The following is a 26,042-nucleotide window of genomic DNA, read 5'->3' on the forward strand; positions in this document are numbered from 1 at the left end:
CTATCATCGGTGCCATGTGCGCCCACATCGTGCTGGCCGAGGACGACGAGAAGCAGGCGGAGCTGGTCCGCCGCTATCTCGAGCGTGAACGGCACACGGTTGTCGTCGTCGGCGACGGCCGCGCGGCCATCGACACGGTCCGGGCCTGCCGGCCGGACCTGCTGGTGCTGGACGTGATGATGCCCAAAGTGGACGGTCTGGACGTGATCCGGGTGCTGCGCGGGGAATCCGACGTGCTGGTGCTGATGCTGACGGCCCGATCCACGGAGGACGACCTGCTGCTCGGCCTCGACCTGGGCGCGGACGACTACATGACCAAGCCGTTCAGCCCGCGCGAGCTGGTGGCACGGGTGCGGACGTTGCTGCGGCGGGCGCAGCGGGCGGCGGAACCGGACGAGCTCCTCAAGGTCGGCACGCTGGTGATCGATCCGGGACGGCACACCGTGACCAGCGACGGCAATCGGGTGGACTGCACGCCGGGCGAGTTCATGCTGCTGGAAACCCTTGCCGGGCAACCGGATCGGGTGTTCACCCGGCAGCAGCTGCTGGCGCGGCTGCACGGCTTCGACAAGTACATCACCGACCGCACGATCGACGTGCACGTGATGAACCTGCGCAAGAAGATCGAACCGAACCCGCGGCGGCCGGTGCGACTGGTGACGGTGTACGGCGTCGGCTACAAACTGACCGCCGACGAGAGGTCGTAGTGCTCGCCCGGCTGCTCGCGGTATCCATTGTGGTCGCCGCGTGCTCCATCGCGGCGACGGCGTGGCTGGCCATCGAGACGACCAGTGGCGCGATCCGGCAGGAGCAGGGTCAGGCGATCACCACCGGCAACCAGATCTACGACGACCTGCTCGGCTACGCGGCGGCGCATCCGAGCTGGGCGGGCGTCGGGCAGAGCGTCACGGTGCTGGCGCAAGAGACGGGTCGCCGGATCGTGCTGACGGACCAGAACCGGCACGTGATCATGGACTCGGAGCCGGGCGGGCATGCGCTGCCGGACTCCGCGTCGGCGGGCGTGGACGCGCTGTCGGTGGATCCGAGCCTGGTGGACGCGGGACCGGACCGGATCTCGCCGTCGGCGGTGGGGCCGTTCGCCCTGAGCCAGGAGGATGTGGCGTACCTGAGCGGGCTGGGGCAGCGCGCGCTGGCGTGCGTGCGCGCTGGCGGCTCGGTGGGGTCGATCGTGACGACGCCGAGCGGGCGGCCGAAGATCCAGAGCCCGGATCCGCTGGTGGCGGCCCAGTGCGCCAAGACGCTCGACGAGCCGGTGAAGTCGGAGCAGGCGGCGCTGGACCAGCTGGGATCGCTGGTGAACGAGTGTTTGGCGCGGCAAGGGCTGCCGGCGGTGACGGTGGCGCTGGACTTCACGTGGCAGGCGCGGTCGGCGCAGGCGAGTACGAGCGCGGCGGTGCCGAGTCCGACGGATCAGCGGGTGCAGGACTGTGTCACGACCGGCCGGCACGAGCAGCTCACGCCGTTCGTGGCACCGGCTGCGCTGCTGTTCGTGACGACCAAAGGCGGCGTTTCGCCGGCGAGCGTGTTCGATCTGAGCGCGGAGAACAAGGTGCGGATCGGGCTGGCGGCCGGTGGGGTGCTGGTCGTGACGATCCTGGTGACGGTGCTGGCGGGGCGGCGCTTCACCCGGCCGCTACGGGCACTGACGGCGGCGGCTCAAGGGATGTCGGGCGGGGACCTGGCCACACGGGTGTCGGTCAGACGCCGGGACGAGATCGGTCGGTTGGCGGGGGCGTTCAACGAGATGGCGGCGGCTCGCGGTGAGGTCGAGCGGCTGCGGAAGGACCTGATCAGCGATATCGCCCACGAGTTGCGGACGCCGCTGAGCAACATCCGGGGGTGGCTGGAGGCCGTGCAGGACGGGGTGACGGAGGCGGATCCGGCGTTGGTCGGGTCGCTGCTGGAGGAGGCGTTGCTGCTGCACCACATCATCGACGACCTCCAGGACCTGGCGATGGCCGACGCGGGAACGTTGCGGCTGCACCGGGAGCTGGTGTCGGTGGGGGAACTGCTGGGGGCGGTGGTGGCGGGGCACCGGGCTCGGGCGGTGGCCGGCGGGGTGGAGCTGAGGTGTGACGGTGACGGTCAGGTGTGGGCGGACCCGGTGCGGTTGCGGCAGGTAGTGGACAACCTGGTGACCAACGCGCTGCGGCACACTCCGGCCGGCGGGCGCATAACGCTGCGCGGGTTCGCCGACGGCAGCGACCTGGTGATCGAGGTGCGCGACACCGGCACGGGTATCGCCGCCGAGGACCTCGGGCACGTCTTCGAGCGGTTCTGGCGCGCGGAGAAGTCGCGCAGCCGGCTGACCGGCGGCAGCGGGCTGGGGCTGGCGATCGTGAAGAAGCTGGTGGAGGGGCACGGCGGCACGGTCGGGGTGGCCAGCTCGGTCGGCGAGGGGTCCCGGTTCTGGGTGCGTCTGCCGATCGACACCCAGTCTTAGGGTGACCGTCACCCGGCCGCCGCAACCCCTTGCGCAAGATCCCCCGTAGAATGGTTGTCAGCGGTATCTCCGCAGGTCACCGGCCCTCACAGCCCCTCACCTGACCACTCACCACCACCCTCGATCGCCATCGTCAGCGCACGATCAGCGACCGGTCAGCGCCGGCCGCGACGGTATGACCAGACACCGACCGAGGAGGCAGAAATGACGAAGATCCTGGTTTCCGGAGCGAGCATCGCCGGCCCGACCGTCGCCTACTGGCTGAACCACTACGGCTTCGACGTGACCGTCGTCGAGCAGGCCGCGGCGCTGCGCCAGGGCGGCTCCGCCGTCGACTTCCGGGGCGAGCAGACGGAGATCCTGCGCAAGATGGGCGTGCTGCCGGCGATCGAGGCTCTCAGCACCCAGATGGGCGACGTGACGATCGTCGATCGCGACGGCAAGTTCGAGGCGCGGGTCCCGTCCGCGGTGATGAGCGGCGAGGTGGAGATCCCACGCGGCGACCTGAGCCGGGTCCTCTACGAACACACCAAGGACAAGGTGGAGTACGTGTTCGGCGACCGGATCACGTCGCTGACCGAGCACGCCGGCGGCGTGGACGTGACGTTCGCGAAGGGCGCGCCGCGCACCTTCGACCTGGTGATCGGCGCGGACGGCTCGCACTCGGGTGTCCGGTCGCTGGCCTTCGGGCCGGAGCAGGACTTCGCCACCGACCTGGGCTACTACGTCGCCTACTTCACCGTGCCCAACCACCTGGGCCTGGACCACTCCGGTCTGATGTACTCCGAGCCGAACATCGGCGTCATGGTCACCAGCCACCTGGACCAGGACGAGATGGGCGTGGCCATGTACTTCGCGTCGGAGCCCCTGACCTACGACCGGCGCGACATCGCACAGCAGAAGCGGATCCTGATCGAGAAGTTCCGCGACGCCGGCTGGGAGCTGCCGACCATCCTGGAGGGCCTGGCCGACACCGACACGCTGTTCTTCGACTCGCTCACCCAGATCCGACTTGACAAGTGGTCGAAGGGCCGGGTCGTGCTGGTCGGCGACGCGGCGTGGGCGGGCGGCCCGGGCAGCGGCGGCACCGGTCTGGGCATGATCGGCGGCTACGTGCTCGCCGGCGAGCTGGCCACGAAGTCCAGCCACGAGGCGGCTTTCGCGGCGTACGAGGAGGTCATCCGGCCCACCGCGAAGATGGGTCAGAACCAGGCCAAGCGCAGCGGCGGCTTCTTCGCGCCGGAGACCGAGCGGGCCATCCGCAACCGCAAGTACGTGTACCGCGTGCTCAACACCAAGCCCATGACGGGCCTGCTGACCTGGCTGGTCAACCGCTCCGCCGACTCGCTGACGCTGCCGGACTACACTCGGGCGGCGTGAGTGAACCGGCTCAGGTACTGCGCACCGTCTTCGGCTACGACTCGTTCCGCGGCGACCAACAGGCAATCGTGGAGCATGTCGTGGCCGGAGGCGATGCGCTGGTGCTGATGCCCACCGGCGGCGGCAAGTCGCTGTGCTACCAGATCCCCGCGCTCGTCCGTGACGGCGTGGGGATCGTCATTTCCCCGCTGATCGCCCTGATGCAGGACCAGGTCGACGCGCTCAGCGCGCTCGGCGTGCGGGCGGGATTCCTGAACTCCACACAGGATCCGGACGAGCGCCGGATGATGGAGGCGCTCTACGTCGCGGGCGAGCTGGACCTGCTCTACCTGGCGCCGGAGCGGCTGCGCATGGAGTCGACGCCGCAGCTGCTGTCCCGCGGCAAGATCTCCCTGTTCGCGATCGACGAGGCGCACTGCGTCTCCCAGTGGGGCCACGACTTCCGGCCGGACTACCTCCAGCTGTCCCATCTGCACGAACGCTGGCCCGAGGTGCCGCGGATCGCGCTGACCGCGACCGCCACCGAGGCCACCCGCAAGGAGATCGCCAGCCGGCTCAACCTGGAGCAGGCTCGGCACTTCGTCTCCAGCTTCGACCGGCCCAACATCCAGTACCGCATCGTGCCGAAGAACGAGCCGAAGCGGCAGCTGCTGGACCTGCTGCGCACCGAGCACAAGGGCGACGCCGGCATCGTCTACTGCCTGTCCCGGTCCTCTGTGGACAAGACCGCGGAATGGCTGACCGAGCAAGGAATCCAGGCGCTCCCGTACCACGCCGGGCTGGACGCGCAGACCCGCGCCACCAACCAGGCGCGCTTCCTGCGCGAGGACGGCCTGGTCATGGTGGCCACCATCGCGTTCGGCATGGGCATCGACAAGCCCGACGTGCGCTTCGTCGCCCACCTGGACCTGCCCAAGTCGGTCGAGGGCTACTACCAGGAGACCGGCCGCGCCGGCCGGGACGGGCTGCCCTCCACCGCGTGGCTGGCCTACGGCCTCCAGGACGTGGTGCAGCAGCGCAAGATGATCGACACCTCCGAGGGCGACGACGCGCACCGCCGGCGGCTCGGCCAGCACCTCGACGCGATGCTCGCGCTGTGCGAGACCGTGGAGTGCCGGCGCAGCGGGCTGCTGGCGTACTTCAACGAGACGCTCACCGAGGCCTGCGGCAACTGCGACACCTGCCTCACGCCGCCGGAGTCGTGGGACGGAACCATTGCCGCGCAGAAGTTCCTGTCCGCGGTGTTCCGGTTGGACAAGGAGCGCCGGCAGCGGTTCGGCGCCGGGCAGGTCATCGACATCCTGTTGGGGCGCAAGACCGCCAAGGTGATCCAGCACGACCACGACGGGCTCACCGTGTTCGGCATCGGCACCGAGCTCAACGAGTCGGAGTGGCGGGGCGTGGTGCGACAACTCCTCGCACAGGGCCTGCTCGCCGTCGAGGGCGACTACGGCACGTTGTCGCTGACCGAGGCCAGTGCCGACGTGCTCGGCCGGCGGCGCGAGGTCCGGCTGCGCCGGGAGAACGCCGCCAAGCCACCCAAGGCCGCGCGCACGGCAACCGCGAAGGCCGCGGCGGCCGAGCTGCCGGCCGAGGCCGCGCCGGCGTTCGAGCAGCTCCGCTCCTGGCGGGCGGCCACCGCCCGGGAGCAGGGCGTGCCGGCGTACGTCATCTTCCACGACGCCACGCTGCGGCAGATCGCCACGCAGGCCCCGACGACGCTGGCCGAGCTGGGCACGGTCAGCGGCGTCGGCGAGAACAAGCTCGCGAAGTACGGGCAGGCCGTCCTGGACACCCTCGCCGCCGGCGGTTAAAGGGAAGAACTCCGCGCATCGATCCCGTCACACAAATGCGGGGGCGGCCCCCCCGCATGGTCGGGACATATCGGTCGCGGCCACCTTGTGCAGTATTAGCGGCAGCCCGATGAGCGGACGTCGACTGCCGGAATCGGCGGCCTGAATTCCACCGTTTGACGGAGAAAGCGCTGACCAGCGGGCCGCCGCCCCCTGATCACGGCGACCGGCCGCCACCGTGTCCGAGGCGGTCGGCCGTACGGGTTCGAACCGCCTGGCCGGATGCCTCGGGCCAGCGAAAGAAAACGTTTCAGGCGTTTATCGCCAATGCGTGGCGACCATTTTCCGACACGGCCGGTCAGCGGTTGCCCTTGTGACGGTCGGCGCAGCCGGCGGTGCGCCGCAGGGCCTACGCCGGCACCCGCCGACCGCGTCGCGCCCGCGGCGCGGCGGCGCGGGATCGGCCGGCCGTCGGCGGCGGTGCCGCTCCGCAGCCGAGTGACCGCGAACCGCAGCCCCGCCCGCGGCGGTCGGGCCCGTGCCCAAAAGTCGGCCCCGGCGTGCGGATCGCGGTCGATCGGACGCCCCGGTTGGACCGCCCGGCGCACTCGCGGCGGCCACATCGACACCCCGGGTGACCATCAGTGACCGGAAGTGCACATCTTGGCGTACGCACGTACCGCTACGGCCGGTCGGCCGCCGCCGCAAGGGCCCCGATCAGCGCCGCGTGCACGCGTTTCGTTCGAGTTAATACGTGTCCGAATTTCTCGCCACGGGTTCATGAATTCGTCGAACGTGTTTGCTCACCGTACCGATCCGGGCGTGTACCGATAGCGACGGAACACCTCGTCCCATATCGTGCCGAACCGGGGCCGCTGTACCACTGAACGAGTGAAGACCGGGCCCGAAACCCGACGGGCCGCGACAGCTCGACCTAACTCCCTACGACCGTTCGGCGCATGCTTCTGCACGCTCATCGCAGTAGTCGACGAAAAGGCCAGATCGCCGACATGAGGACTGTTCGCCCACTATCTCGAACGTGCTAGATTTCCTGGCCGGAAGAAGATCAAGATCGGTGAGCGGGCGCTTCTGTCCCGAGATGGCCGTGAACGCGACCATCACTGCGAGTGTCCGCCGCCGCAATCGCCGACCGTGCCCGGGCGCCGGCGAGAGGCCACGAACCGCACACCCCCAGGGTCGGTGATGGAGCGTCGTGAAGAACAAGGACAAGCCGGACAAGGCGAACCGGTCGATCAAGTCGCGCCTGGTCGGGGCGGTGTTGATTCCCAGCGTCGCGCTGGTCGTGCTGTGGACGGTGGCCGCATCGTACCTGGTCTTCGACGCCGTGTACGTCAAGGCGGTGGTCACCGGTGTGCGTGAGGTGTCCATCCCGGCGGTCACCGCGCTGGCCTCCGCGCAGAAGGAGCGCCAGCTCGGCACGGCCTTCTTAAGTGGGTCGTCGAACGACCTGGACACGCTGCACAACCAGGAGCAGCAGACCGACAAGTACCTGGCCTCGATGAAGACCGCCGCCGACGCGCTGGCCAAGAACGCGCCGCCGCCGGTCGTGCAGGGCCTGCAGAAGCTCAACGTGAGCATCGACCAGCTGCCCAAGATCCGGGCCGAGGTCGACAGCAAGACCATCGACAAGGCGCAGGTCTTCGAGTTCTACAACACCATGCTGGACTCGGCCTGGAGCCTGTTCGACACCCAGGCCCGCATCCTGCCCGCCGTCACCGTCTCGCTGGGCGGCGTCACCTCGGCGGCGCAGTTCCGCGCCACCGACCTGATGTCCCGCTCGGCCACGCTGATCTCCAGCGGCTTCGCCGCCGGCACGCTCAGCCCGGCCGACCACCTCCAGTACGCCGGCCTGGTCGCCGCCTACCACTCCGAGTTCGCCACCACGATGCCGTTCGTGGAACCGGACATCGAGAGCCGGTACAACAAGCTGGCCGGCGGCGACGACTGGAAGCAGCTCGTCGACATCGAGAACGCGTTCATCGAGCACGGCGCGTGGACGAAGGGCCTGACCGGGCTGCCCACCGACCAGGGCACCTGGCTGGCGCTGACCAACAAGATCTCCGACCAGCTGGTGACGCTGACCATCGACCAGGCCGACGAGGTCTCCAGCCAGGCCATCACCGACAGCGACAGCCAGCTGACCACGGTGATCGTCGGCTCGGTGGTCGCCCTGCTCGCCGCGGTCGGCGCCATCCTGTTCGCGGTCCGGGTGTCCCGCACCCTGGTCGACCGCACCCTGGTCACCCGCCTGACCAAGATGCGCGAGGAGGCGCTGCGGTCCTCCCAGGAGCGGCTGCCCGACATCGTGCGCCGCCTGCGCGACGGCGAGACCCTGGACGTCCGCTCCGAGCTGCCCGAGCTGAACTTCGGCGGCGACGAGATCGGCCAGCTCGCCGACGCCTTCAACGCCGCCCAGTACACCGCCGTGTCGGCGGCCGTCACCGAGGCGCAGGCCCGCGACGGCGTGCACAACGTGTTCCTCAGCATCGCCCACCGCAACCAGGGCCTGGTGCACCGGCAGCTGAAGATCCTGGACACCATGGAACGCGGCGAGGAGAACCCGCAGCAGCTGGAGCGGCTGTTCCAGCTCGACCACCTGGCCACCCGGGCCCGGCGCAACGCCGAGAACCTGATCATCCTCGGCGGCGAGCTGCCCGGCCGGCGCTGGCGCAAGCCGGTCGCGCTGGTCGACGTGCTGCGCGCCGCGGTGTCGGAAACCGAGCTGTACCACCGGGTCCAGGTCGAGCGCGGCCCGGACGTGGCCATCGTCGGCACCGCGGTCGCCGACACCATCCACCTGATCGCCGAGCTGGTCGACAACGCCACGTCGTTCTCGCCGCCGCGCTCGCAGGTGCTGGTCGGCAGCACCCGGGTGGCCCGCGGCGTCGTGGTCGAGGTCGAGGACCAGGGCCTGGGCATGAGCGAGGAGGACCGGGCCCGCGCCAACGCGATGATGGCCGAGGCGCCCGAGTTCGACGCCATGGCGCTGAAGTCCGACTCCCGGCTGGGCCTGTTCGTGATCGCGCGGCTGGCCGCCCGACTGGAGATCAACGTCGAGTTCCGGCTGTCCCCGTACGGCGGCACCCGGGCCATCGTGCTCATCCCGAACCACATCCTGGCCCGCGACGAGGAGCCGGAGACCGAGTCGGTCGCCGGCCAGCTGATGCCGGTCGAAGGCACCCCGGTCTCGGGTGAGTACCAGGAGAAGGACGGCAGCGGGGCCAGCGAGCTGGACGAGTTCTGGGCGCTGAGCCGGTCCCGGCTGGCCGAGTCGGTGCAGACCACCGGCGGGCGGCAGCAGGTGGCCGCCCCGCCGGCGCCCGCGCCGGTGGCCGCGCCGACGGCCCGGGTCGAGCCGCCGCTGCTCGGCCAGAGCAGCGACGGGCTGCGGCTGCCGCCGGCGCCCGCACCGGCCAGCGAGGAGGTCACTCCGATCGGCGCCAGCAACGCGACGCCCCGCCCGGCACTGCCCCTGCGACAACCGCAGAACAACCTCGCTCCGCAGCTGCGCGGCGATCTCTACGACGAGCAGGAGCCCGGGTTCGACGACGAGCCGGGCAAGTCACCCGAGGAGATCCGCCGGACCATGTCGGCGTTCCAGAGCGGGTCGATGCTCGGCCGCCAGGCCGGCGAATCCTCGGACTTTTCACCGCAGGCACAGGGAAGTCAGGACTGATGAACGAGAAGGCCACTTCGGAGACCGACCTCAACTGGCTGCTGGACAACCTGGTGGAGCGGGTCGTCGCCGCGCAGCATGCTGTCGTGTTGTCGGCGGACGGACTGCTCATCGGCAAGTCCAGGGAACTCTCGCGGGACGACTCGGACCAGCTGTCCGCGATGGCCTCGGCCTTCCAGAGCCTGGCCAGAGGCGCCGGCCGGCATTTCAGCGGCGGGCAGGTGCGGCAGACCATCGTCGAGATGGAGCACGCCTACCTGTTCGTGACCGCGGCCGGCCGGGGCGCCTGCCTGGCCGTGCTGGCCGGCGAGAGCGCGGACGTGGGCCTGATCGCCTACGAGATGAACCTGCTCGTCAAGCAGGTCGGCGTGTACCTGAGCTCGGCGCCGCGCACAGCGGCGGCCGCCGCGGACACCGGCCAGAGGGCGTGACGATGACCGGCGACGAAACACAGTGGTTCGACGAGGCGGCCGGCCCGCTGGTGCGGCCGTACGCCATGACCGGCGGCCGGACCCGGCCGGGCGCGGCCTGGCTGGACGTCGCCACCCAGGTGGTGACGGTGCCCTCGGCCAGCGAGCGGCTCGGGCTCGGCCCCGAGCACCAGGCGATCCTGGACCTGTGCCACCGCGCGCTGTCGGTGGCCGAGCTCGCCTCGTACGTCAACGTGCCGCTGGTCGTGATCAAGGTGCTGATCAGCGACCTGATGGACCGCGGCGACGTGGTTGTCCGTCCCCCCGCACAGGCCCTGCAAGCGCCGGGTCGCGACCTCCTCCAGGCGGTGCTCGATGGTGTCCGTGCCCTCTGACCAACGGCAGGCCGCGGCGTTGGCCCCCGAGTCGGTGAAGATCCTGGTGGCCGGCGGTTTCGGCGTCGGCAAGACCACCATGGTCGCCTCGGTCAGCGAGATCCCGCCGCTGAGCACCGAGGAGCTGCTGACCGAGGCCAGCGACGGCATCGACGACCTCGCCGGCATCGAGGGCAAGACCACCACCACGGTGGCGCTGGACTTCGGCCGCATCACCATCAGCCCGAAGCTGGTGATGTACCTGTTCGGCACGCCCGGCCAGGACCGGTTCTGGTTCATGTGGGACGAGCTGGCCCGCGGCGCCATCGGGGCCATCGTGCTGATCGACACCCGCCGGCTGGACGCCAGCTTCGCCGCGATCGACTTCTTCGAGCGCCGCGAGATCCCGTTCGTGGTGGGCATCAACCACTTCGACGGGGCCGAGCACCGCTACGAGCCGGAGGAGATCCGCACCGCGCTGGCGATCAGCCCGGGCATCCCGATCGTGCCCTGCGACGCCCGCAAGCGCGACGCCAGCAAGCTCATCCTGATCCGGCTGATCGAGCACGCCATGAGCCGGCTGCCGGCGCAGGCCAGCGCCTGACCTGGCTACGAGAAGGGCCCCCGCCGACGCGTCCGGCGGGGGCCCTTTCCGTTGTCTCCCTACATGTGCACGGGTTCCATGCGGGAGTTGAAGTGCCGCAGGATCGGCGTGGTCTCCACCATCCGGTAGCCGGGCACGCTCTCCGGGTGCTTGGCGATGGTGGCCAGCGTCTCGGCGACGTACTCGTAGTGGCTGCGGGTGTAGACGCGGCGCGGCAGCGCCAGCCGGACCAGCTCGTACGGCGCCGCGCTGACCAGTTCGTAGTTCTCGTCAAGGGTGCCGAGGTAGAGCGAACCCAGTTCGACGCACCGGATTCCGCCCTCCAGGTACAGCTGGCAGGCCAGCGCGTGGCCGGGGAAGCGGCCGGGCGGGATGTGCGGCAGCAGGCGGCCGGCGTTGAGGTAGAGCGCGTGGATCCCTGGCGGCTGCACGACATCGACGCCGGCCTCGTTGGCCAGCTGGGCCAGGTGCGCCGCGGCGGCGGCACGGGACCGCAGGTAGTCGGGCTCGAGCACCTCGCGCAGCCCCTGGGCGAGCCGGTCGAGTTCGTGGCCGGCGAGGCCGCCGTACGTGCGGAATCCCTCGGTGGCGGTGAGGATCAGCTCGCAACGTGAGGCAAGCTCGGGATCGTGGGTGGCCAGGAACGCGCCCATCGGCGAGATCCCGTCCTTCTTCAGGCTGGCCACGCAGCCGTCCGCGAGCCGGAACGCCGCCCTGGCCACCTCGGCCGGGGTCTTGTCCTCGTAGCCGGGCTCCCGCTGGGTCACCAGCCACGCGTTCTCCGCGAATCGGGCGGCGTCCAACAGGAACGGCACGCCGTGCTTGCGGCACAGGGCGCTGGCGGCCTCGATGTTGGCCATCGACACCGGCTGGCCGGCGCCGCCGTTGTTGGTGATCGTCATGATCACGAAGCCGACCTTGTCGCCCTCCGGCCCGGCCAGCGTCTGCTCCAGCACGGCCAGGTCGATGTTGCCCTTGAACGGGTCGTGGCTGTCCAGGTCGGCTGCCTCCGGGCACGGCAGGTCGCGCGCCTCACAGTGCAGCAGCTCGACATTGGCCCGGGTGGTGTCGAAGTGAGTGTTGCTCAGAGTGATCTTGCCCGGCGTCAGCAGCGCGCCGAACAGGATGCGCTCGGCGGCCCGGCCCTGGTGCGCCGGGAAGATGTGCGGGAAGCCGGTGAGGTCGCTGAGCACCTCGTGGAAGCGGTAGAAGGATCGGGCGCCGGCGTAGGACTCGTCGCCCAGCGCGGCCGCCGACTCCTGCGCCACCGACACCGCGCCGGTGCCGGAATCCGACATGAGGTCGATGGTGACCTCGTCGGCACGCAGGTTGAAGGCGTTGTAGCCGGCGCGGGACAGTGAGCGCTCCCGGGCCTCGCGAGTGGTCAGCGGAATCGGCTCGACGACCTTGATCCGGTACGGCTCGATGATGGCGGGCATGGCAGACCCTTCCCCCTCCTAGTGGTTCGCTTGCGACAGCTGGGCGTGTGTGCTCGCCCGCGATCTCGGCGGCATCGTCGCGTAGGCCTCCGAGGACAGGTACACCGTGATTCCCGACCGGTCCGGGCCCAGCCGCAGCGAGGCGTAGGCGATCAGACCGACGCCGTCGCCGGGGCGACGGGCGCTGACCGCGTCGACCGCGCGCAGCACCGGCGAGTGGTCTAGACCCCACCGGTCCATCAACAGCAGCACCCGCTCGAGCGCCACCTCGTCATCGGGTACGAGATCGCGGATGGGCAGGTACAAGGAGTAGTTCTTCGGCGTCCCCGGATCGCCGACGAACGAATAGCTGGACAGTGAGGGCAGGCCGGTCAACCGTCGGCCGAGGCCGCCGGCGATGACCGAGTAGAACTCGCGGACCCGGCCCATGTGGATGCCCGGCACGACGGCCGCGGCCGTCTCCACGGTGGGCGATCCGGCGTCGTAGTGGGAGACGTAGACCTTGACCCGCGCGTGCATCCGCGCGTGCAGATCGAGGGCGAAGAATGGCAGCCGGTCCAGCCCGGGCCGGGCCACCGCACCGGCGCTGACCAGTGAATACGCGCTGTCGAGCCCGAGTCGGCACAGCGCCTCGGCCACCAATGCCGGCGCGTGTTCCTCCCCACGGGCCGCGGGATTGAAGTACACCTTGAAATCGGGCGGGGCGCCCGGCCTGAATATGACCGAGAACCATAACCCGAAACGGCCGCAGGGCTCGCCCGGCACGAACAGGCCCCACACTTTTTCGAACTGTTCGAGGGAAATGTCGAATCGATCGGCGAGCGCGGTGAGTACCCGGAGCGCCACCCGATTGTTGGCATACACACCGGAGCCGTCGGCGATCGGCTCGACCAACATTCGCAACACCGGGGTGCCGTCCTCGTCCATCGCTATCGAAAATTCGACGGGCGTCAGGTCGTCGGACACGTGGGACGCCCAGATCGGCGGCTCCGTGGTACCGCGATCACCGGCCGCACCCAGCAGCAATGTGAGGATGCTCACCGGAGTTTCGACGTCCGACAGGCCGACGGCGGCGCACAGCCCGCGCAGCTGAACAGTGGCGTGTTCACGTAAGGAAAGGGACCGCACCTTCATCCTTCGACTCCGATGGGTAGTAACATTAATCACCCGTCCAGCCCCCTGCAAGTTGCCCCAGAAACCTACCCAGTGACCCAGAGTCCGCATACCGCCTACCTGGCGATTGCACGCTCAACTTCCATGACCCAGCGCAGTTGTCGACGGTTCGAATAATGTCAACACACGACAACCAAGCACCCGCTCGGGACGTTTTCGCATTTCACCGGGGGTGCGCCGGACGGACGGCCGGAATCACCCACTCGCAGAACGTGAAACATGCTAAGATCTCGCGTCCACACCACGGTCCGCGCTACACGCACAGTCAACGTTCGCCACGCACCGTCCAATTCGAACATGTATTCGAGCACAATGGACGTCCGCTGTGCACTGTCGGTGAGCGGGTCAGCTCCGGTCGGCGCCGGTCATCCAGGCGGCGATGGCGGCCCGGCGAGTGACCCCCAGTTTCCGCATGATGTGCGATATGTGCGTTTCCACCGTGCGCTCGCCGACGAACAGCGCGCGGGCGATCTGCGGCGTGGTCAGCCCGGCCGCGACCCGCTCCGCCACCTCAAGTTCCCGTTTGGTCAACTCGGCGCCGCCCCGCACGTCCGTGCCGAGCGCGAACCGCACGCTGTCCTCGTACGCCGCGGACTCGCCAGCGGCCAGGATTCGCCGGTGTTCGACGCTCGACAGCGCACGCCCGACCACGGCCTCCCAGCCGAGCCGCTCGGCCTGGAACGCCTTCAGTTCGGCGAACCGCACGCCGATGTCGGCCAGCTGCCGATTGCTGGCGCCCATCAGGCGGACGGCCCGCCGGTAGTCGCCCAGCGCCGCGGCGGTCCAGCCCATCATCAGCAGGCTCCACGCCGCACCCCAGACGTCGCCGATGGCGACCTGCCGGCGCAGGTTGCGAGCGAACAGCTCGGCCGCGTCGGCCGGACGCGAGTGCCGCGTGATCAGCCCCTCGAGCCAGTCAGCCCAGCCGGCCGTCCACTCGGCACCGTCCGCGGCCACGATCTCCCGACACTCCAGCAACGCCGCTCGGGCCGCGTCGGCGTCGCCGAGCTGGCTGTGCGCGATGCCGCAGAACAGCGTCGCGAGGAAGCGCTCGGAGCCCATCTCCACACTGGACTCGCGGGCCAGCTCCAGTTGCTCCACTCCGGACGCTTCGCCGTGCAACAGCCAGCGGTACGTGCCCTCCGCGAGGTTCGTCGCGACCGTGAGCGCCTTGCTCGGCCCGACTGCGACCGCCGCGGCCCGGCAGACCGGCAGCAGCTCGCCGGTCAACTCGGCTTCGCCCCGCAGCGCGGCCAGCCACACCGACGTCGCCAGTACGAAGGCCTGCCCCTCCGCGGCGGCGTCGACCTCCTGCGCGCGGCGCAACCACTCCTGGCCCTCGCGCAGGTTGCCCATCGCGAACCAGGCGTGCGACCGGGCCAGGTTGACAGCGAGCAGCTGGCCCGCCGACTCCTGCCCGGGCGTGGTCAGCGACCACTCCAGCGCCTGGCGGAGGTGGGGCATGTCGTGCTCGAACGCGTGCAGGTACTCGACCTCGTTCGCGCTCACCCAGGCCGAGGCCCAACCTTCGGTCTGGCCCAGGTAGTAGTCGCGGTGCCGGGCCATCAGGACGTCCTGTTCCCCTGACGTCGCAAGCAGTTCCGCCGCGTACTCGCGAACCGGCTGGAGCATCCGCCACCGCACGCGGCCGCCGTAGGTCTCCTTGCGTACCACCGACTTGTCCACGAGTTCGGCCAGCGTCGGCAACACGTCCGCGGCCGACAGGCCGTCATCGGAGCAGACCGCGGTCACCGCGGCCAGATCGAAGGATGCCGGGAACACCGCCAGCCGCCGCCACAGCAGCCGCTGCTTGTCGGCACAGAGCTCGTGCGACCACGCGAAGGTGACGTGCAACGTCCGATGATGGGGCTGCGGGGTCGCGGTCAGCCGGCCGAGCCTCGCGCCGACCGAATCGGCGAGCGTCTCGAGCGGGATCGCCCGCATCATCGGCACCGCGAGTTCGATCGCCAGCGGCAGGCCGTCCAACCGCTGGCACAGCCGGACCGCGGCCGCGGTCTCCGCGCCCGGTTCCCAATCCGCACCGAGCGTCTGGCGCGCGCGGTGGGTGAGGAGCTCGAGCGCCTCGCCGGAGACCGGCAGCGGCGGCACGTCGATCACGTGCTCCCCGTCCACCCGCAGCGGTTCGCGGCTGGTGGCCAGGACCTTGGCGCCGGCCTGCACCAGCATCAGGGTGAACGCCGCCGCGCCGGCCAGCACGTGCTCGCAGTTGTCCAGCACGAACAGCTGCCGGCCGTGGGCCACGACGAGGTCAGGCCGCATGCCGTCCTGGAGCCCCAACGACTCCGCGACCACGCCGGCGACCTGCTCCACCCCGCTGCCGGCGGCCAGCGGTGTGAGGTCGACGAAGCAGACCCCCGCCAGGTCCGCCGCAATCCGTGTCGCCAGCCGGGTCTTGCCGATCCCGCCGGCACCGGTCAGCGTCACCAGGCGGGCGGAGTCGAGGGTCGCGCGAATCCGGGCGAACTCCTGCCGGCGGCCGACGAAACTGGTCAGCTCGACCGGAAGCCGCCCGCGGTGTGCCCCAGTCACCCGGTCACTCTACGGGGCTCTCCGTACCCGTATCCGGGAAATCACGGATGCCCGTGACCACGTGGAGACGGCACAGTGATCACGTCCCGTGAGGGACGACAGGGCGGGGAGACCGCCGGCCGGTATGACGGTCCGTCAGGGGGGCGGGCAGCCGGTTCGCGACCGTGTTGACCGAACGGGACGCGACCTCGTACCCGGCCTGCGGCTCCGGCGCTGGTTCCCCAGCCGACGCGTCCGCGGCCCGCTTCCCCAGCGGGCCGCGCCGTCCTGCCCTCGGTCTACCCCCAGGCCGACAGGGTCAGGCGACTGTCGAAGCGGCGGTGTCGCCCCGTCAGGGGGTCGTCGAACTCCAGGGTCTTGGCCAGCAGCTGGAGCGGGTCGGTGAAGTCGTCCAGCGGCTTCTCGGTCAGCACCGGGTAGAAGTCGTCGTTGAGGATCGGCACGCCGAGGCCGCTCATGTGCAGCCGGAGCTGGTGCGTGCGGCCGGTGTGCGGCTTGAGGCGGTAGCGTCCGAGGCCGGCGCGGTGCTCGACGAGGTCGACGACCGTCTCCGCGTTGGGCTCGCCCGGCACCTCCTGGGCGACGATCACACCCTTCTCCTTGACGATGCGACTGCGCACGGTGGTCGGCAGCACGAGGTCGGGGTCGTGCCGGGCGATCGCCTCGTAAACCTTCCGTACCAGCCGATCCCGGAACATCGTCTGGTACGCGCCGCGCACCTGCGGGCGGATCACGAACATCACCAGGCCGGCGGTCACCCGGTCCAGCCGGTGCGCGGGCACCAGGTCCGGCAGGTCGAGGTCGCGGCGCAGCCGCACCAGGGCCGTCTCGGCGATGTGCTGCCCGCGCGGGATCGTGGCGAGAAAGTGCGGTTTGTCCACAACGAGCAGATCGTCGTCGCGGTGCACCACCTGGATGTCGAACGGCACCGGCGTCTCCACCGGCAGGTCCCGGTGGAACCAGATCACCCCGTCCGGCACGAACGGCGCGTCCGGGCCCAGCGGCCCGTCCAGGTCGACGATCCGCCGCTCCCGCAGCATCTCGTCGATCCGCTCGGGGTCCACCCGGGGCAGCCGGAACACCAGGTGCTCGCGCAGCGTCCGCCACGGCCCCTCGGCCGGCATCCGCATCCGCACCGGGTCGAGGCCGAGGCGCTGCGGCAGCGGGGGCTTGGCGCGGCGTCTCATCTCCCGGCCAGCCTACGGCACCCGTTATGCAGGGAAGGACGCCTTACCCTCGCTCAACGCGGGTAAGGCGTCCTTGCCTGCATCAGGCCGTCAGCGGATCACGGGTAGCTGACGATGTCCACCGGGGTGGTGTTGGTCGGGGTCGCGGCGCCCGTCTCGTTGATGACGTGCGTGATGGACCCGTTGTTGCCCAGCGAGATGTCCATGATGTCGTGGAACTTGACGTTCCCGTTCTGCGGCACCTCGTAGGCGTGGTGGTTGACGATGCCCGGGTTGGTGCTGAAGTAGGCGTACACGCCCATGCCCCACGCCTCGTGGCTGGTGACGTTGTTGCCCACCTTGTAGGACGCGAAGCCCTGGGTGGAGCCGTTCATGTACGAGCCCTGGTCGGGCACGTCGTACGGCATCTCGCTCTGGTAGAAGATCGTCTTGCCGCCCTGGCCGTTCCAGATCGTCTGGTACTGCTGGTAGTGCTCGACGAACAGGCCGTACGCGGTGACGTTGTTGCCGTTGACGACTAGGCCGTTCGCGGCGGTGTTGGTGTACCAGCCGGCCGTGCCGTTGTTGTCGTCGTGGTCGGCCCGCCAGAGCCAGGTGTCGTCGGTGATCACGTTGTTGCTGTTGATGACCACCGACTGCTGGGCCTTGCCGACGGTCGCGCCGCCGAGCCGGACGTGGAAGTCGGACAGCACGGTCGGGTCGGCCGAGTGGTCCGCGGACGAGCCCTGCGGGCCGACCTGCACCAGCTGCTGCGAGCTCGTGGTGCCGGCGTCGATCAGCAGACCGGCGAGCTTCACGCCGTTGACGTCGCCCACCGAGATGGCGGTGATGCCGTTGTCCGGCACCAGGGTCGCGATGCCCAGGCCCAGCACCACGGTGTCGGGACGGGTGACGTTCAGCGTCTGGTTGAGGTGGTAGATGCCCGGCGTGACGATCAGGTTCTTGCCGGCGGCCAGCTGAGCGTTGATCGTCGAGGCCGAGTCACCGGGCTTGACGATGTAGAACTGGCTGATCGGCAGCGAGCTGCCGGCCGGGTTGCCGTTGGCCCACGAGGTGCCCGAGCTGTTGTTCCGCAGCGCCGGCACGAAGACCTGCCAGTTGCCGGCGTTGTCGACGTACAGGTAGGGCTTCTCGGCGATCGTCGGGCTGGAGTTCAGCGTGGTGTACGGCGGGTTCGGGAACGTGTTGCCGGGCGCGCCCTGCACGCCGGAGAACACCATGTTCCAGTTCTGGCCGTTCCAGCTGCCGATCTGGTCGTTGCGGGACAGCCACTGCTGCTGCGATCCCGACTGCACCTGCCCGGTCACCCGGGAGTCGGCCAGGAAGCCACCGGAGGACCAGCCGCCGTCGTCCAGCTTGAGGTTGCCGTTGACCTGCACCCGGCGTAGCGGGTCGGCCTGGGACACCGCCCAGGTGTCGGTGCCGCCGGGCGGGTTGATGGTCAGACCCTCGGCGTCACGCCAGAAGTTCAGCGTGGCGTTGCCGCCCTGCCAGTCGGCCTCGACGTGCACCTGGCCGTTGATGGTGACCTGGCCCGGTGTCAGACCGAGGCCGGCGACCTCCTCGTAGAAACCGACATTGGCGTCCACGTTGTACGAGCCCGGCTTGAACAGCAGAGCGAAGCGTCCGGTGCCGAACTGCGCCGACTGCTGCTGGTTGAACACCGAGTTGAGCTTGTTCTGAATGGTCGACGCCGACATGGACGGGTCGAACACCGACACGTTCGGGCCGAAGTCGGGCTGGCCGGGCGGCGGCGGGGGCGGCGGAGTGGTGCCGCCACCGTTGAGGCTGAACGACTGCGCGGCGGTGCCGTTGCAGGTGTACTGCTGCAGCTGCACGCTGTCGGCCACGGACGCGCTCGGCACGTCCAGGCACTTGCCGCTGTTCCGGTTGACGAAGTGGTAGTTGCCGTTGCCCTCGTCGACCGGCTGCCACTGCTGGTTGGCGCCGCCGCCGTACGTCCACAGCTGGATCGGCGCCGAGTCCGCGGTCGACACGTTGGTGACGTCCCAGACCTGCGCGGGCGCGCCCGCGACGCCGACCTGGAAGTAGCCGGAGTCGGTGGCGGTGAACGTCCAGGACTGCGCGCCGCTGCCGTTGCAGGCGTACTGCTGCACGGCGGTGGCGTTCGCGGTGGCGGCGGAGCGCGCGTCCACGCACTTGCCGCTGTTGGCGTTGGTGACGGTGTAGGTGCCGGGTGACACCGCGGCGCTGGCCGCCGGCGCCATGGCGAAGCTGACTGCGGTCGCGGACAGGGTCACGACCACCGCCGCGACAGCGGCGGTTCGCACAGGGGTCACAGGGCCCTCCTGCTTCATTGAAAAGAGGACAGGGGTGTCGACAGTTGGCGGCCCCGACAGGGCCGAATGTTATGGCGGTCACTGTGGAGCGTCAATACACGCCTTAAAATAAGACCGAGACAATCCCGCCCGCGGGGATCATGCAGGCATGGCGAGAAGGCGCCCGATCAGCACCGGGACCGCCGTGGCCGGGCTGGTGGCGACGCTTGCCCTAGGCGCACTGGCGGTGCGGTCGCCGACGGTCGCGCCGCTGCTGGCGGCCGCCGCCGGCTGGCTCGGCGTCGAGACCTGGCTGCGTCACCGACTCGGGACCGCCAGGTTCCGGCACAGTCTGCACGATCGACTTCGCCGGTTCCGCGCGGGGTACGCGGCATTCCAGCGGACGCGTTTGGCGCAGCAGCAGGGAAGCGCGACAGCGCAGTTCGTGCTGAGCCAACTGGACGACGACGATGCGCCGATCCCCGCCTTGCTGCCGTTCCGCCCGCACGCCGACCTCCGCGAGTACGCAGCGGACGAGCTCGCGGCGTCGTGGAAACCGTTGCGAAAGCGCACGGGCACGGGGTTGACGGTGGCGGCGGAGCTGTTGCGCGCCAACATGGTGTATCCGGTGCTGGCCCGGGTGCCGGCGCCGAAGCCCCGGTGGGCAAGGGAAATCGTCGGTTCGGTGCTGGCCTGTGCGCTGGCCGTGGCCTCCCTGGCGTGGCTGGAACAAACCTGGAACATCGAGCCCTCCCTCTACCACCGCACCATCCCGTTGGCGCTGGGCCTGGGCCTCGGGTGTCTGCTGCCGCTGGTCGAAGTGGCGCTCGGCACGGCGAGCGGGCGGCGGGTCCGGGTCACCGCCATCGCCCTGACACCGTTGGTGTTCATGATGTTCTGGACGATCCGCAAGTCCTGGGACGTCAACTGGTGGCAGCCGGCGTTCGGCGTGCGTGAATGGCTCACCGTCGCCGCCGCGACGGCCATCGCGCTCGGCCTGCTCGCGGCGACATCCTCGACCCGGGGCCGCAATCGTTTGTCGCCGGCACGGATCCGCCAGCTGTCCTGGCTGTCCGCCGCCTCGGTCGCGGCGGTCGGGCTCGGCCTGCTCACGCCGGTGCTCGCCGGCCCCTCCCCCGCGCCCGCCTTCCCGCACGTGTCGGCGTGTTCGCTGCTGTCGCACGAGGCGCTGGCCCGGATCGCCCCGAACATCGACGCCGGGCCGGCCAACACCTTCACCGAAGCCACCGTGAACGGCTGCGAGTGGTTCCAGAGCCACGGGGCGGCGCCGGTCGGGTTCGTCGCGATCGACGCCTACGTCGGCAGCGGCGACATCCCGCAGTCGATCCGGGAGTTCACGCTGGCCACGCACGTCATCCCCGGCGCGGTGCGCGCGCTGCCGGGCCCGTGCGACCAGGCCAGCGAGGTGGTCAGCCAGCGCGGCGTCGAGGTGGTGCTGCGCTGCGGCAACCTGGTGCTGTCGGTGTTCAGCTCGGCCTCGGACGCCGGGCTGGCCGAGCGACTCGCCGCGGAGGCCGCGCGCGTGGCAACCACGGGTTGATCCTTCGCTGTGGAACACTGTGCCGGCGATGTTCACCCCAACGGACCTGGCCGACCTGCTTGAGTGCGAGCACCGGAGCGTGCTCGACCAGGCGCTGTCCGCCGGCCTGCCGGGCGCGCCGAGGCCCGATCCGGGCGGCGACCAGCTGGCCGTCAAGCACGGCCAGGCACACGAGCTGGCGGTGCTGGAGCGGCTGCGGTCGGAACGCGGCGTGGTGGAGATCGGCGGCGACGATCCGGTGGCGGCCACGCTGGCCGCGCTGGAAGCCGGCGCGCCGGTGATCTACCAGGCGGTGTTCCGCGACGGCGACCTCACCGGCCGCGCGGACTTCCTCATCGCCGACGCCGACGGCCGCTACGAGGCGTACGACACCAAGCTGGCCCGGCACGCCCGGCCGGCGGCGGTGCTCCAGCTGACGGCGTATGCGGATGCCTTGCGCCGCACCGGTTTTCCCACCGGCCCGCACATGCACCTGCTGCTCGGCGACGGCAGCGACGTGGCGCTGCGGGTGGACGACTTCGTGCCGCTGCTGGATCGCTTGCGCGCCAAGCTGTCCGTCCGGGAGCCGGCGCTGCCCCCGCGGCTGTGGGACGACGCCCGGCCGGCCTGCGCCACGTGCAAGTTCCTGAGCAACTGCGAGTCCGGCCGGGAGGCCGACCGGGACCTGTCGCTGGTCGCCGGCATGCGGGCGGACCAGCGGCGCAAGCTCGTCGAGGCCGGGCTGGGCACCATCGACGCGCTGGCATCGGCCGCCCCCGAGGACCGTCCGCGCGACCTGTCCGCGACCACGTACACGGCGCTGCGGGCGCAGGCGGCGATCCAGGTGCGGCAGGACGCCACCGGCAAGATCAGCTACGAGGTGGTGGACGGCACCGAGCTGGCCAAGCTGCCGGCCGGCAGCCCCGGCGACGTGTTCTTCGACATGGAGGGCGACCCGTTCGCGCTGGCCGGCACCGGGCTCGAGTACCTGTTCGGCTCGATCACCACCGACGGGTTCACCCCGTTCTGGGCGCATTCCCGGGCGCAGGAGAAGAAGGCGTTCGCGGACTTCGTCGACTTCGCGTCCGCGCGCCTGGCCGAGCATCCCGGCGCGCATGTCTATCACTACGCGCCGTACGAGGTGACGGCGTTGAAGCGGCTGGCGGCGGTGCACGGCACCCGCGAGGAGGCCGTCGACGACCTGCTGCGCGGCGGCAAGCTGATCGACCTGTACGCCGTGGTGCGCAAGGCGTTGCGGGTGTCGCAGCGGTCGTATTCCATCAAGTACCTGGAGCCGCTGTACATGCCGTCGGCGCGGGACGGCGACGTGAAGACGGCCGTGTCCAGCATCGAGGCGTACGAGGAATACCTGACGCTCAAACAGCTCGACGATCCGCGGGCTGGCGAGGTGTTGCGGGGCATCAGCGACTACAACGAGTACGACTGCGTGTCGACCCGGGAGCTTTTCCAGTTCCTGCACCGGGTTCGCGTCGAGGCCGGCATCGAGACGGCGGAAGGGTCCATTGAGGACGATCTCGTCACGCAGACCGAGGACCTCGTCGCGGCCGAGCGCCGGGCCGAGCGGGCCGCCCGCCTGGCGGCGCTGGTCGATCCGCTGCTGGCCGACCTGCCCGACAACCCGCTCGACGCCACCGACGACGAGAAGGCCCGCGCGCTGCTGGCCGCGGCGGTCGGATACCACCGCCGCGAGACGAATCCGGCCTGGTGGGAGTTCTTCCGTCAGGTCGCCGCCCCGCTGTCCGACCTGGAGGTCGACACCACGTGCGCGGTGCCGGTCTCCGTGCGGGCGGGCGACTGGCAGCCGCCGGCCGGCCGGTCGAAGCTGGCCAAGCGGGTGTTGACGCTCCGATGCGACCCGGACCGGCCGCACCCGTACGCCACGGGCGACCAGGTTCGGCTTCGCTACGGCGATTCGACGCGGGACGCGCTGGTCAGCGCCGCCACCGCCGAGGAGTTGACGCTCGTCGAGAGCGCCAAGCCCGACGAGACCGACAACGCCCGCCCCGGCGCGGTGCTGCCGGGCGCGCCGGTCCGCCCGCAGCCGAAGGACGAGGCCGTCGCCGACCTGGCGCAGCTCGCGGTGGACGCTTTGCCCGCGCTGCCACAGCATCCCGGCGTCGACCTGCTCCGCCGCACTCCCCCGCGGCTGCGCGGCGGGCGGCCGTTGCCGGACCACGGTGAGGATCTCGTCCGCACGGTGATCGAGACCGTCGATCTGCTCGACGGGTCGACCTTGGCGGTGCAGGGGCCGCCCGGGGCCGGCAAGACCTACCTGGCCGGCAAGCTGATCGCGCACCTGGTCGGCTCCGGCCGGACGGTCGCCGTGACGTCGACCAGCCACAAGGCCGTGGAGAACGTGTTGCGGGCGGCCAAGTCCACCGCGCCGACGCTTCCCGCCGCGAAGCGGCCGAAGAAGGCGGCGGAGAAGGACGTGCCCTGGGAGCAGCCGAAGGACAACCCCGGGCTGGCCCGGTGGCGGGCCGAGCACACCGACGGGCACCTCGTCGGCGGCACCGCGTGGACCTTCGCCAACGCCGCCATGCGGGCCGAGCCGTTCGACGTGCTGGTGATCGACGAGGCCGGCCAGTTCGCGCTCGCCGACGCCCTGGCGGTGTCGATGTGCGCGCGAAACCTCGTGCTGCTGGGCGATCCGCAGCAGCTGCCGCAGGTCGTGCAGGGCACTCATCCCGCCGGCGCCGAGGCGTCCGCGCTCGGGCACCTCATCGGCGACAACGACGTGATCCCGCCGTCGCTGGGATATTTCCTCGACCAGTCCCGGCGCATGCACCCCGCCGTCTGCGAACCGGTGTCCCGGTTGTCGTACGCGGGGCTGCTGCACGCCCACCCGTCGGCCGCCGAGCGGGGCATCGACGGCATCGACTCCGGCCTGTACCTGGCCTCCGTGGACCATCGCGGCAACACCACCCGCTCCGTCGAGGAAGCTGCCGCGGTCGTGGACATCGTGCGGTCCCTGCACGGTCGCAAGTGGACGGACGGCGACGGTGTGCGCCCCCTGGGCGACGAGGACATTCTCGTGGTGGCCCCGTACAACCTCCAGGCGCGGGTCGTCACCCGAGAGCTGGAACGCGCCGGCTTCCCCGGCGTGCGGGTCGGCACGGTGGACCGGTTCCAGGGCCAGGAGGCCCCGGCGGTGATCACCACCATGACCTCGTCGTCGGCCGTCGACCTGCCCCGGGGCCTGGACTTCCTGTTGTCCCGCAACCGGTTGAACGTCGCCCTGTCACGGGCCCAGGCGGTCGCGGTGCTGGTCTGCTCGCCCAAGCTGGTGGAGGCCGACATCCGCACCGTCGACCAGATGCGCCTGGTCTCCGGCATGATCGGCCTCATGAACGCGGCCGCTCCCTGGCGTTCCTGACCGCTGCCGGGTCCCCGGGCGGCTCAGGCCTGGCGGCCGAGGCCGGCGTCGTGGGCCCGGGCGATGAGCTGCGCGCGGTCGGCGTCCTGGAGCTTGGCGCGGATCGACGAGACGTGGTCGCCGACGGCGTCGGCGGCCAGCCGCAGCCGATCGGAGATCTGGCCGTTGGCCAGGCCGGCGGCGACGAGGTCGAGCACCTGGCGTTCGCCGACGGTCAGCTGCGGGAACGGCACGTCGGGCAGGTCCTCGGGCGCGCCGCCGAGTAACTCGCCCACCCGGCGGGCGATGCGCGGGCCGAACATGACGCCGCCGGCGGCGACGCAGCGCACGGCGCGGACGATCTCGGCCGGCTCGGCGTCCTTGGGCACGGCGCCGCGCGCCCCGGCCCGGACGGCGGCGAACACCGACTCGTCGTCCTCGCCGCCGCTGAGCATCAGCACCGCGGTGGACGGCGCGACGGCGGACACCGCGAGGGTGGCGTCGAGGCCGTTCAGCTCGGGCATGTCGATGTCCACCAACAACACGGCCGGCCGGTGCGCGACCACCGCCTGGATCGCCTCGCGCCCGTCGACGGCCTCGGCCACCAGGCGGATGCCGGGCTCCGACCCGAGCGCCCGCTTCAGCCCGCCGCGCACCGCCGGGTGGTCGTCGGCCAGCACAACACTGATCTCGGGCTCGGACACCGTGGCTCCTACCTCGTCGCGGATGGGACCGTGGACGTCGGCATCCTGACAGGGCAGGCCGAAAATGCCGGTGATCTTCCCACCCGACCGTGCGGGTTCCTCGCCGCCATTGTCGGCCGATGCGAACGGCGCCACGGGAAGACGCGCCAGCGGCCGACCAGATGGCATGATTTCCGACCCGTCCGGTCATCTCGGGCCGTCCCGGCCCCGGATTTCCTACCCGGACTGTCGCCAAAAGTACTTCCGGTGGCCGGATCGCGGCGCATCCGCCACATCGGCGAGCAGCACGCTCACGTTGTCCGGCGCGCCGCCGCGCAGGGCGAGATCGATGAGCTGATCGACGGCGTCGGCCGGGACGACGACGTCGGACAGGACGCCGGCGATCGTCTCGTCGGTGAGCACGCGGGGCAGGCCGTCGGAGCAGATCAGGTAGCGGTCGCCGGCCCGCGCTCGGTGGGAGAACACGTCAGGCTCGGCGGAGCCGCCGGTCTGCACGGCCCGCGCGAGCAGGTTCTGCCGCGGGTGCACGGCGGCTTCCTCGGCGGTGATCCGGCCGCCGTCCAGCAGCGACTGGACGAAGGTGTGGTCCCGGGTGAGCTGCACGAGCTCGCCCGCGCGCCACCGGTACGCCCGCGAGTCGCCGATGTGCGCGCCGGTGACTGTCGCGCCGTTCCACAGCAGCGCGGTGATGGTGGTGCCCATGCCGTACAGACCGCTGTCGCGAGCGGCGAGGTCGTTCAGACGACGGAGCACTTCGCCGACGACGGCGGCGAGTGCGCCCGTCTTGTCGTTTTCGGCGATCTTCTCGTGTGCGACGGCCGTCTCGAGTTCGTCGAGAACCTCGACCGCGACCGCGCTGGCGACCTCGCCGTGCGCGTGGCCGCCCATGCCGTCGGCCACCGCGAGCACGTGTTCGCCCAGGTGGACGGCGTCCTGGTTGTAGGCCCGCAGGCAGCCCGGGTGGGTGCGTGACACGGCAGTCAACCGAAGCTTCGATGTGTTCGCCATGCCACCAGTGAATCAGTTGTGAACTGAGTTCACAAGCAAAATGGTTGTGCACCGCTGCTGCTAG

17 protein-coding genes are annotated in these 26,042 nt (G+C 70.4%); 10 read left to right on the top strand and 7 right to left on the bottom strand.

The features are described from left to right. The first annotated feature begins 14 nt into the window (after positions 1-14). The 8 genes from BCF44_RS17365 (at position 15) to BCF44_RS17400 (ending at position 10,722) form a co-directional block, all read left to right on the top strand. Positions 15-707, top strand: a complete 693-nt coding sequence (locus BCF44_RS17365; protein ID WP_116175314.1) for a response regulator transcription factor — start codon at positions 15-17, stop codon at positions 705-707. Next, positions 707-2,464, top strand: coding sequence for a sensor histidine kinase (locus tag BCF44_RS17370; protein WP_116175315.1), 1,758 nt, complete (start codon positions 707-709; stop codon positions 2,462-2,464). The genes BCF44_RS17365 and BCF44_RS17370 overlap by 1 nt, the downstream gene beginning before the upstream one ends. 204 nt (positions 2,465-2,668) lie before the next feature. Further along, positions 2,669-3,844 (top strand): FAD-dependent monooxygenase, encoded by a 1,176-nt coding sequence (locus BCF44_RS17375; protein ID WP_170217583.1) that lies wholly within the window; start codon positions 2,669-2,671, stop codon positions 3,842-3,844. Further along, the gene (gene recQ / locus BCF44_RS17380; RefSeq protein WP_116175316.1) at positions 3,841-5,658 is read left to right on the top strand and encodes a DNA helicase RecQ; all 1,818 of its coding nucleotides are present in this window, start codon (positions 3,841-3,843) and stop codon (positions 5,656-5,658) included. Before BCF44_RS17375 ends, recQ begins: the two co-directional genes overlap by 4 nt. A gap of 1,192 nt (positions 5,659-6,850) precedes the next feature. Then, the gene (locus tag BCF44_RS17385; RefSeq protein ID WP_116175317.1) at positions 6,851-9,334 is read left to right on the top strand and encodes a sensor histidine kinase; all 2,484 of its coding nucleotides are present in this window, start codon (positions 6,851-6,853) and stop codon (positions 9,332-9,334) included. Beyond that, the gene (locus tag BCF44_RS17390) at positions 9,334-9,765 is read left to right on the top strand and encodes a roadblock/LC7 domain-containing protein (protein ID WP_116175318.1); all 432 of its coding nucleotides are present in this window, start codon (positions 9,334-9,336) and stop codon (positions 9,763-9,765) included. Before BCF44_RS17385 ends, BCF44_RS17390 begins: the two co-directional genes overlap by 1 nt. 2 nt (positions 9,766-9,767) lie before the next feature. Further along, positions 9,768-10,139: a DUF742 domain-containing protein gene (locus BCF44_RS17395; protein ID WP_116175319.1), complete on the top strand. Its 372-nt coding sequence runs from the start codon at positions 9,768-9,770 to the stop codon at positions 10,137-10,139. Next, a complete protein-coding gene (locus tag BCF44_RS17400; protein ID WP_116175320.1) occupies positions 10,120-10,722 on the top strand; it encodes a GTP-binding protein in 603 nt (200 codons plus the stop codon). The genes BCF44_RS17395 and BCF44_RS17400 overlap by 20 nt, the downstream gene beginning before the upstream one ends. A 59-nt stretch (positions 10,723-10,781) precedes the next feature. Here BCF44_RS17400 and BCF44_RS17405 read toward each other — a convergent pair whose 3' ends face one another. The 5 genes from BCF44_RS17405 to BCF44_RS17425 form a co-directional block, all read right to left on the bottom strand. Beyond that, the gene (locus BCF44_RS17405) at positions 10,782-12,161 is read right to left on the bottom strand and encodes a tryptophanase (RefSeq protein ID WP_116175321.1); all 1,380 of its coding nucleotides are present in this window, start codon (positions 12,159-12,161) and stop codon (positions 10,782-10,784) included. Between the two features lie 18 nt (positions 12,162-12,179). After that, a complete protein-coding gene (locus BCF44_RS17410) occupies positions 12,180-13,385 on the bottom strand; it encodes a tryptophan dimethylallyltransferase family protein (protein WP_246015179.1) in 1,206 nt (401 codons plus the stop codon). 294 nt (positions 13,386-13,679) lie between these two features. Next, positions 13,680-15,884, bottom strand: a complete 2,205-nt coding sequence (locus BCF44_RS58535) for an ATP-binding protein (RefSeq protein ID WP_116175323.1) — start codon at positions 15,882-15,884, stop codon at positions 13,680-13,682. 278 nt (positions 15,885-16,162) lie between these two features. Next, the gene (locus BCF44_RS17420) at positions 16,163-17,071 is read right to left on the bottom strand and encodes an RluA family pseudouridine synthase (protein WP_116175324.1); all 909 of its coding nucleotides are present in this window, start codon (positions 17,069-17,071) and stop codon (positions 16,163-16,165) included. Between the two features lie 98 nt (positions 17,072-17,169). Next, complete coding sequence (locus BCF44_RS17425; protein WP_116175325.1) at positions 17,170-19,389, bottom strand: RICIN domain-containing protein; 2,220 nt, start codon at positions 19,387-19,389, stop codon at positions 17,170-17,172. A gap of 130 nt (positions 19,390-19,519) precedes the next feature. Between BCF44_RS17425 and BCF44_RS17430 the strand changes: the two genes are divergently transcribed. Then, positions 19,520-20,911 carry a hypothetical protein gene (locus tag BCF44_RS17430; protein ID WP_116175326.1) on the top strand — a complete coding sequence of 464 codons (1,392 nt, stop codon included), beginning with the start codon at positions 19,520-19,522 and terminating at the stop codon, positions 20,909-20,911. A gap of 28 nt (positions 20,912-20,939) precedes the next feature. Further along, a complete protein-coding gene (locus BCF44_RS17435; RefSeq protein WP_116175327.1) occupies positions 20,940-24,287 on the top strand; it encodes a TM0106 family RecB-like putative nuclease in 3,348 nt (1,115 codons plus the stop codon). A gap of 23 nt (positions 24,288-24,310) precedes the next feature. Here the strand turns inward: BCF44_RS17435 and BCF44_RS17440 are convergent, their stop codons facing one another. Both BCF44_RS17440 and BCF44_RS17445 read right to left on the bottom strand, forming a co-directional pair. Beyond that, entirely contained in the window at positions 24,311-24,970 is a 660-nt protein-coding gene (locus BCF44_RS17440; RefSeq protein ID WP_211353054.1) for a response regulator transcription factor, read from the bottom strand. A gap of 216 nt (positions 24,971-25,186) precedes the next feature. Further along, the gene (locus tag BCF44_RS17445) at positions 25,187-25,945 is read right to left on the bottom strand and encodes a PP2C family protein-serine/threonine phosphatase (protein WP_246015181.1); all 759 of its coding nucleotides are present in this window, start codon (positions 25,943-25,945) and stop codon (positions 25,187-25,189) included. Between the last annotated feature and the right edge of the window lie 97 nt (positions 25,946-26,042).

This window comes from Kutzneria buriramensis (assembly GCF_003387475.1).
In the GTDB taxonomy this organism is placed as follows: Bacteria; Actinomycetota; Actinomycetes; order Mycobacteriales; family Pseudonocardiaceae; genus Kutzneria; species Kutzneria buriramensis.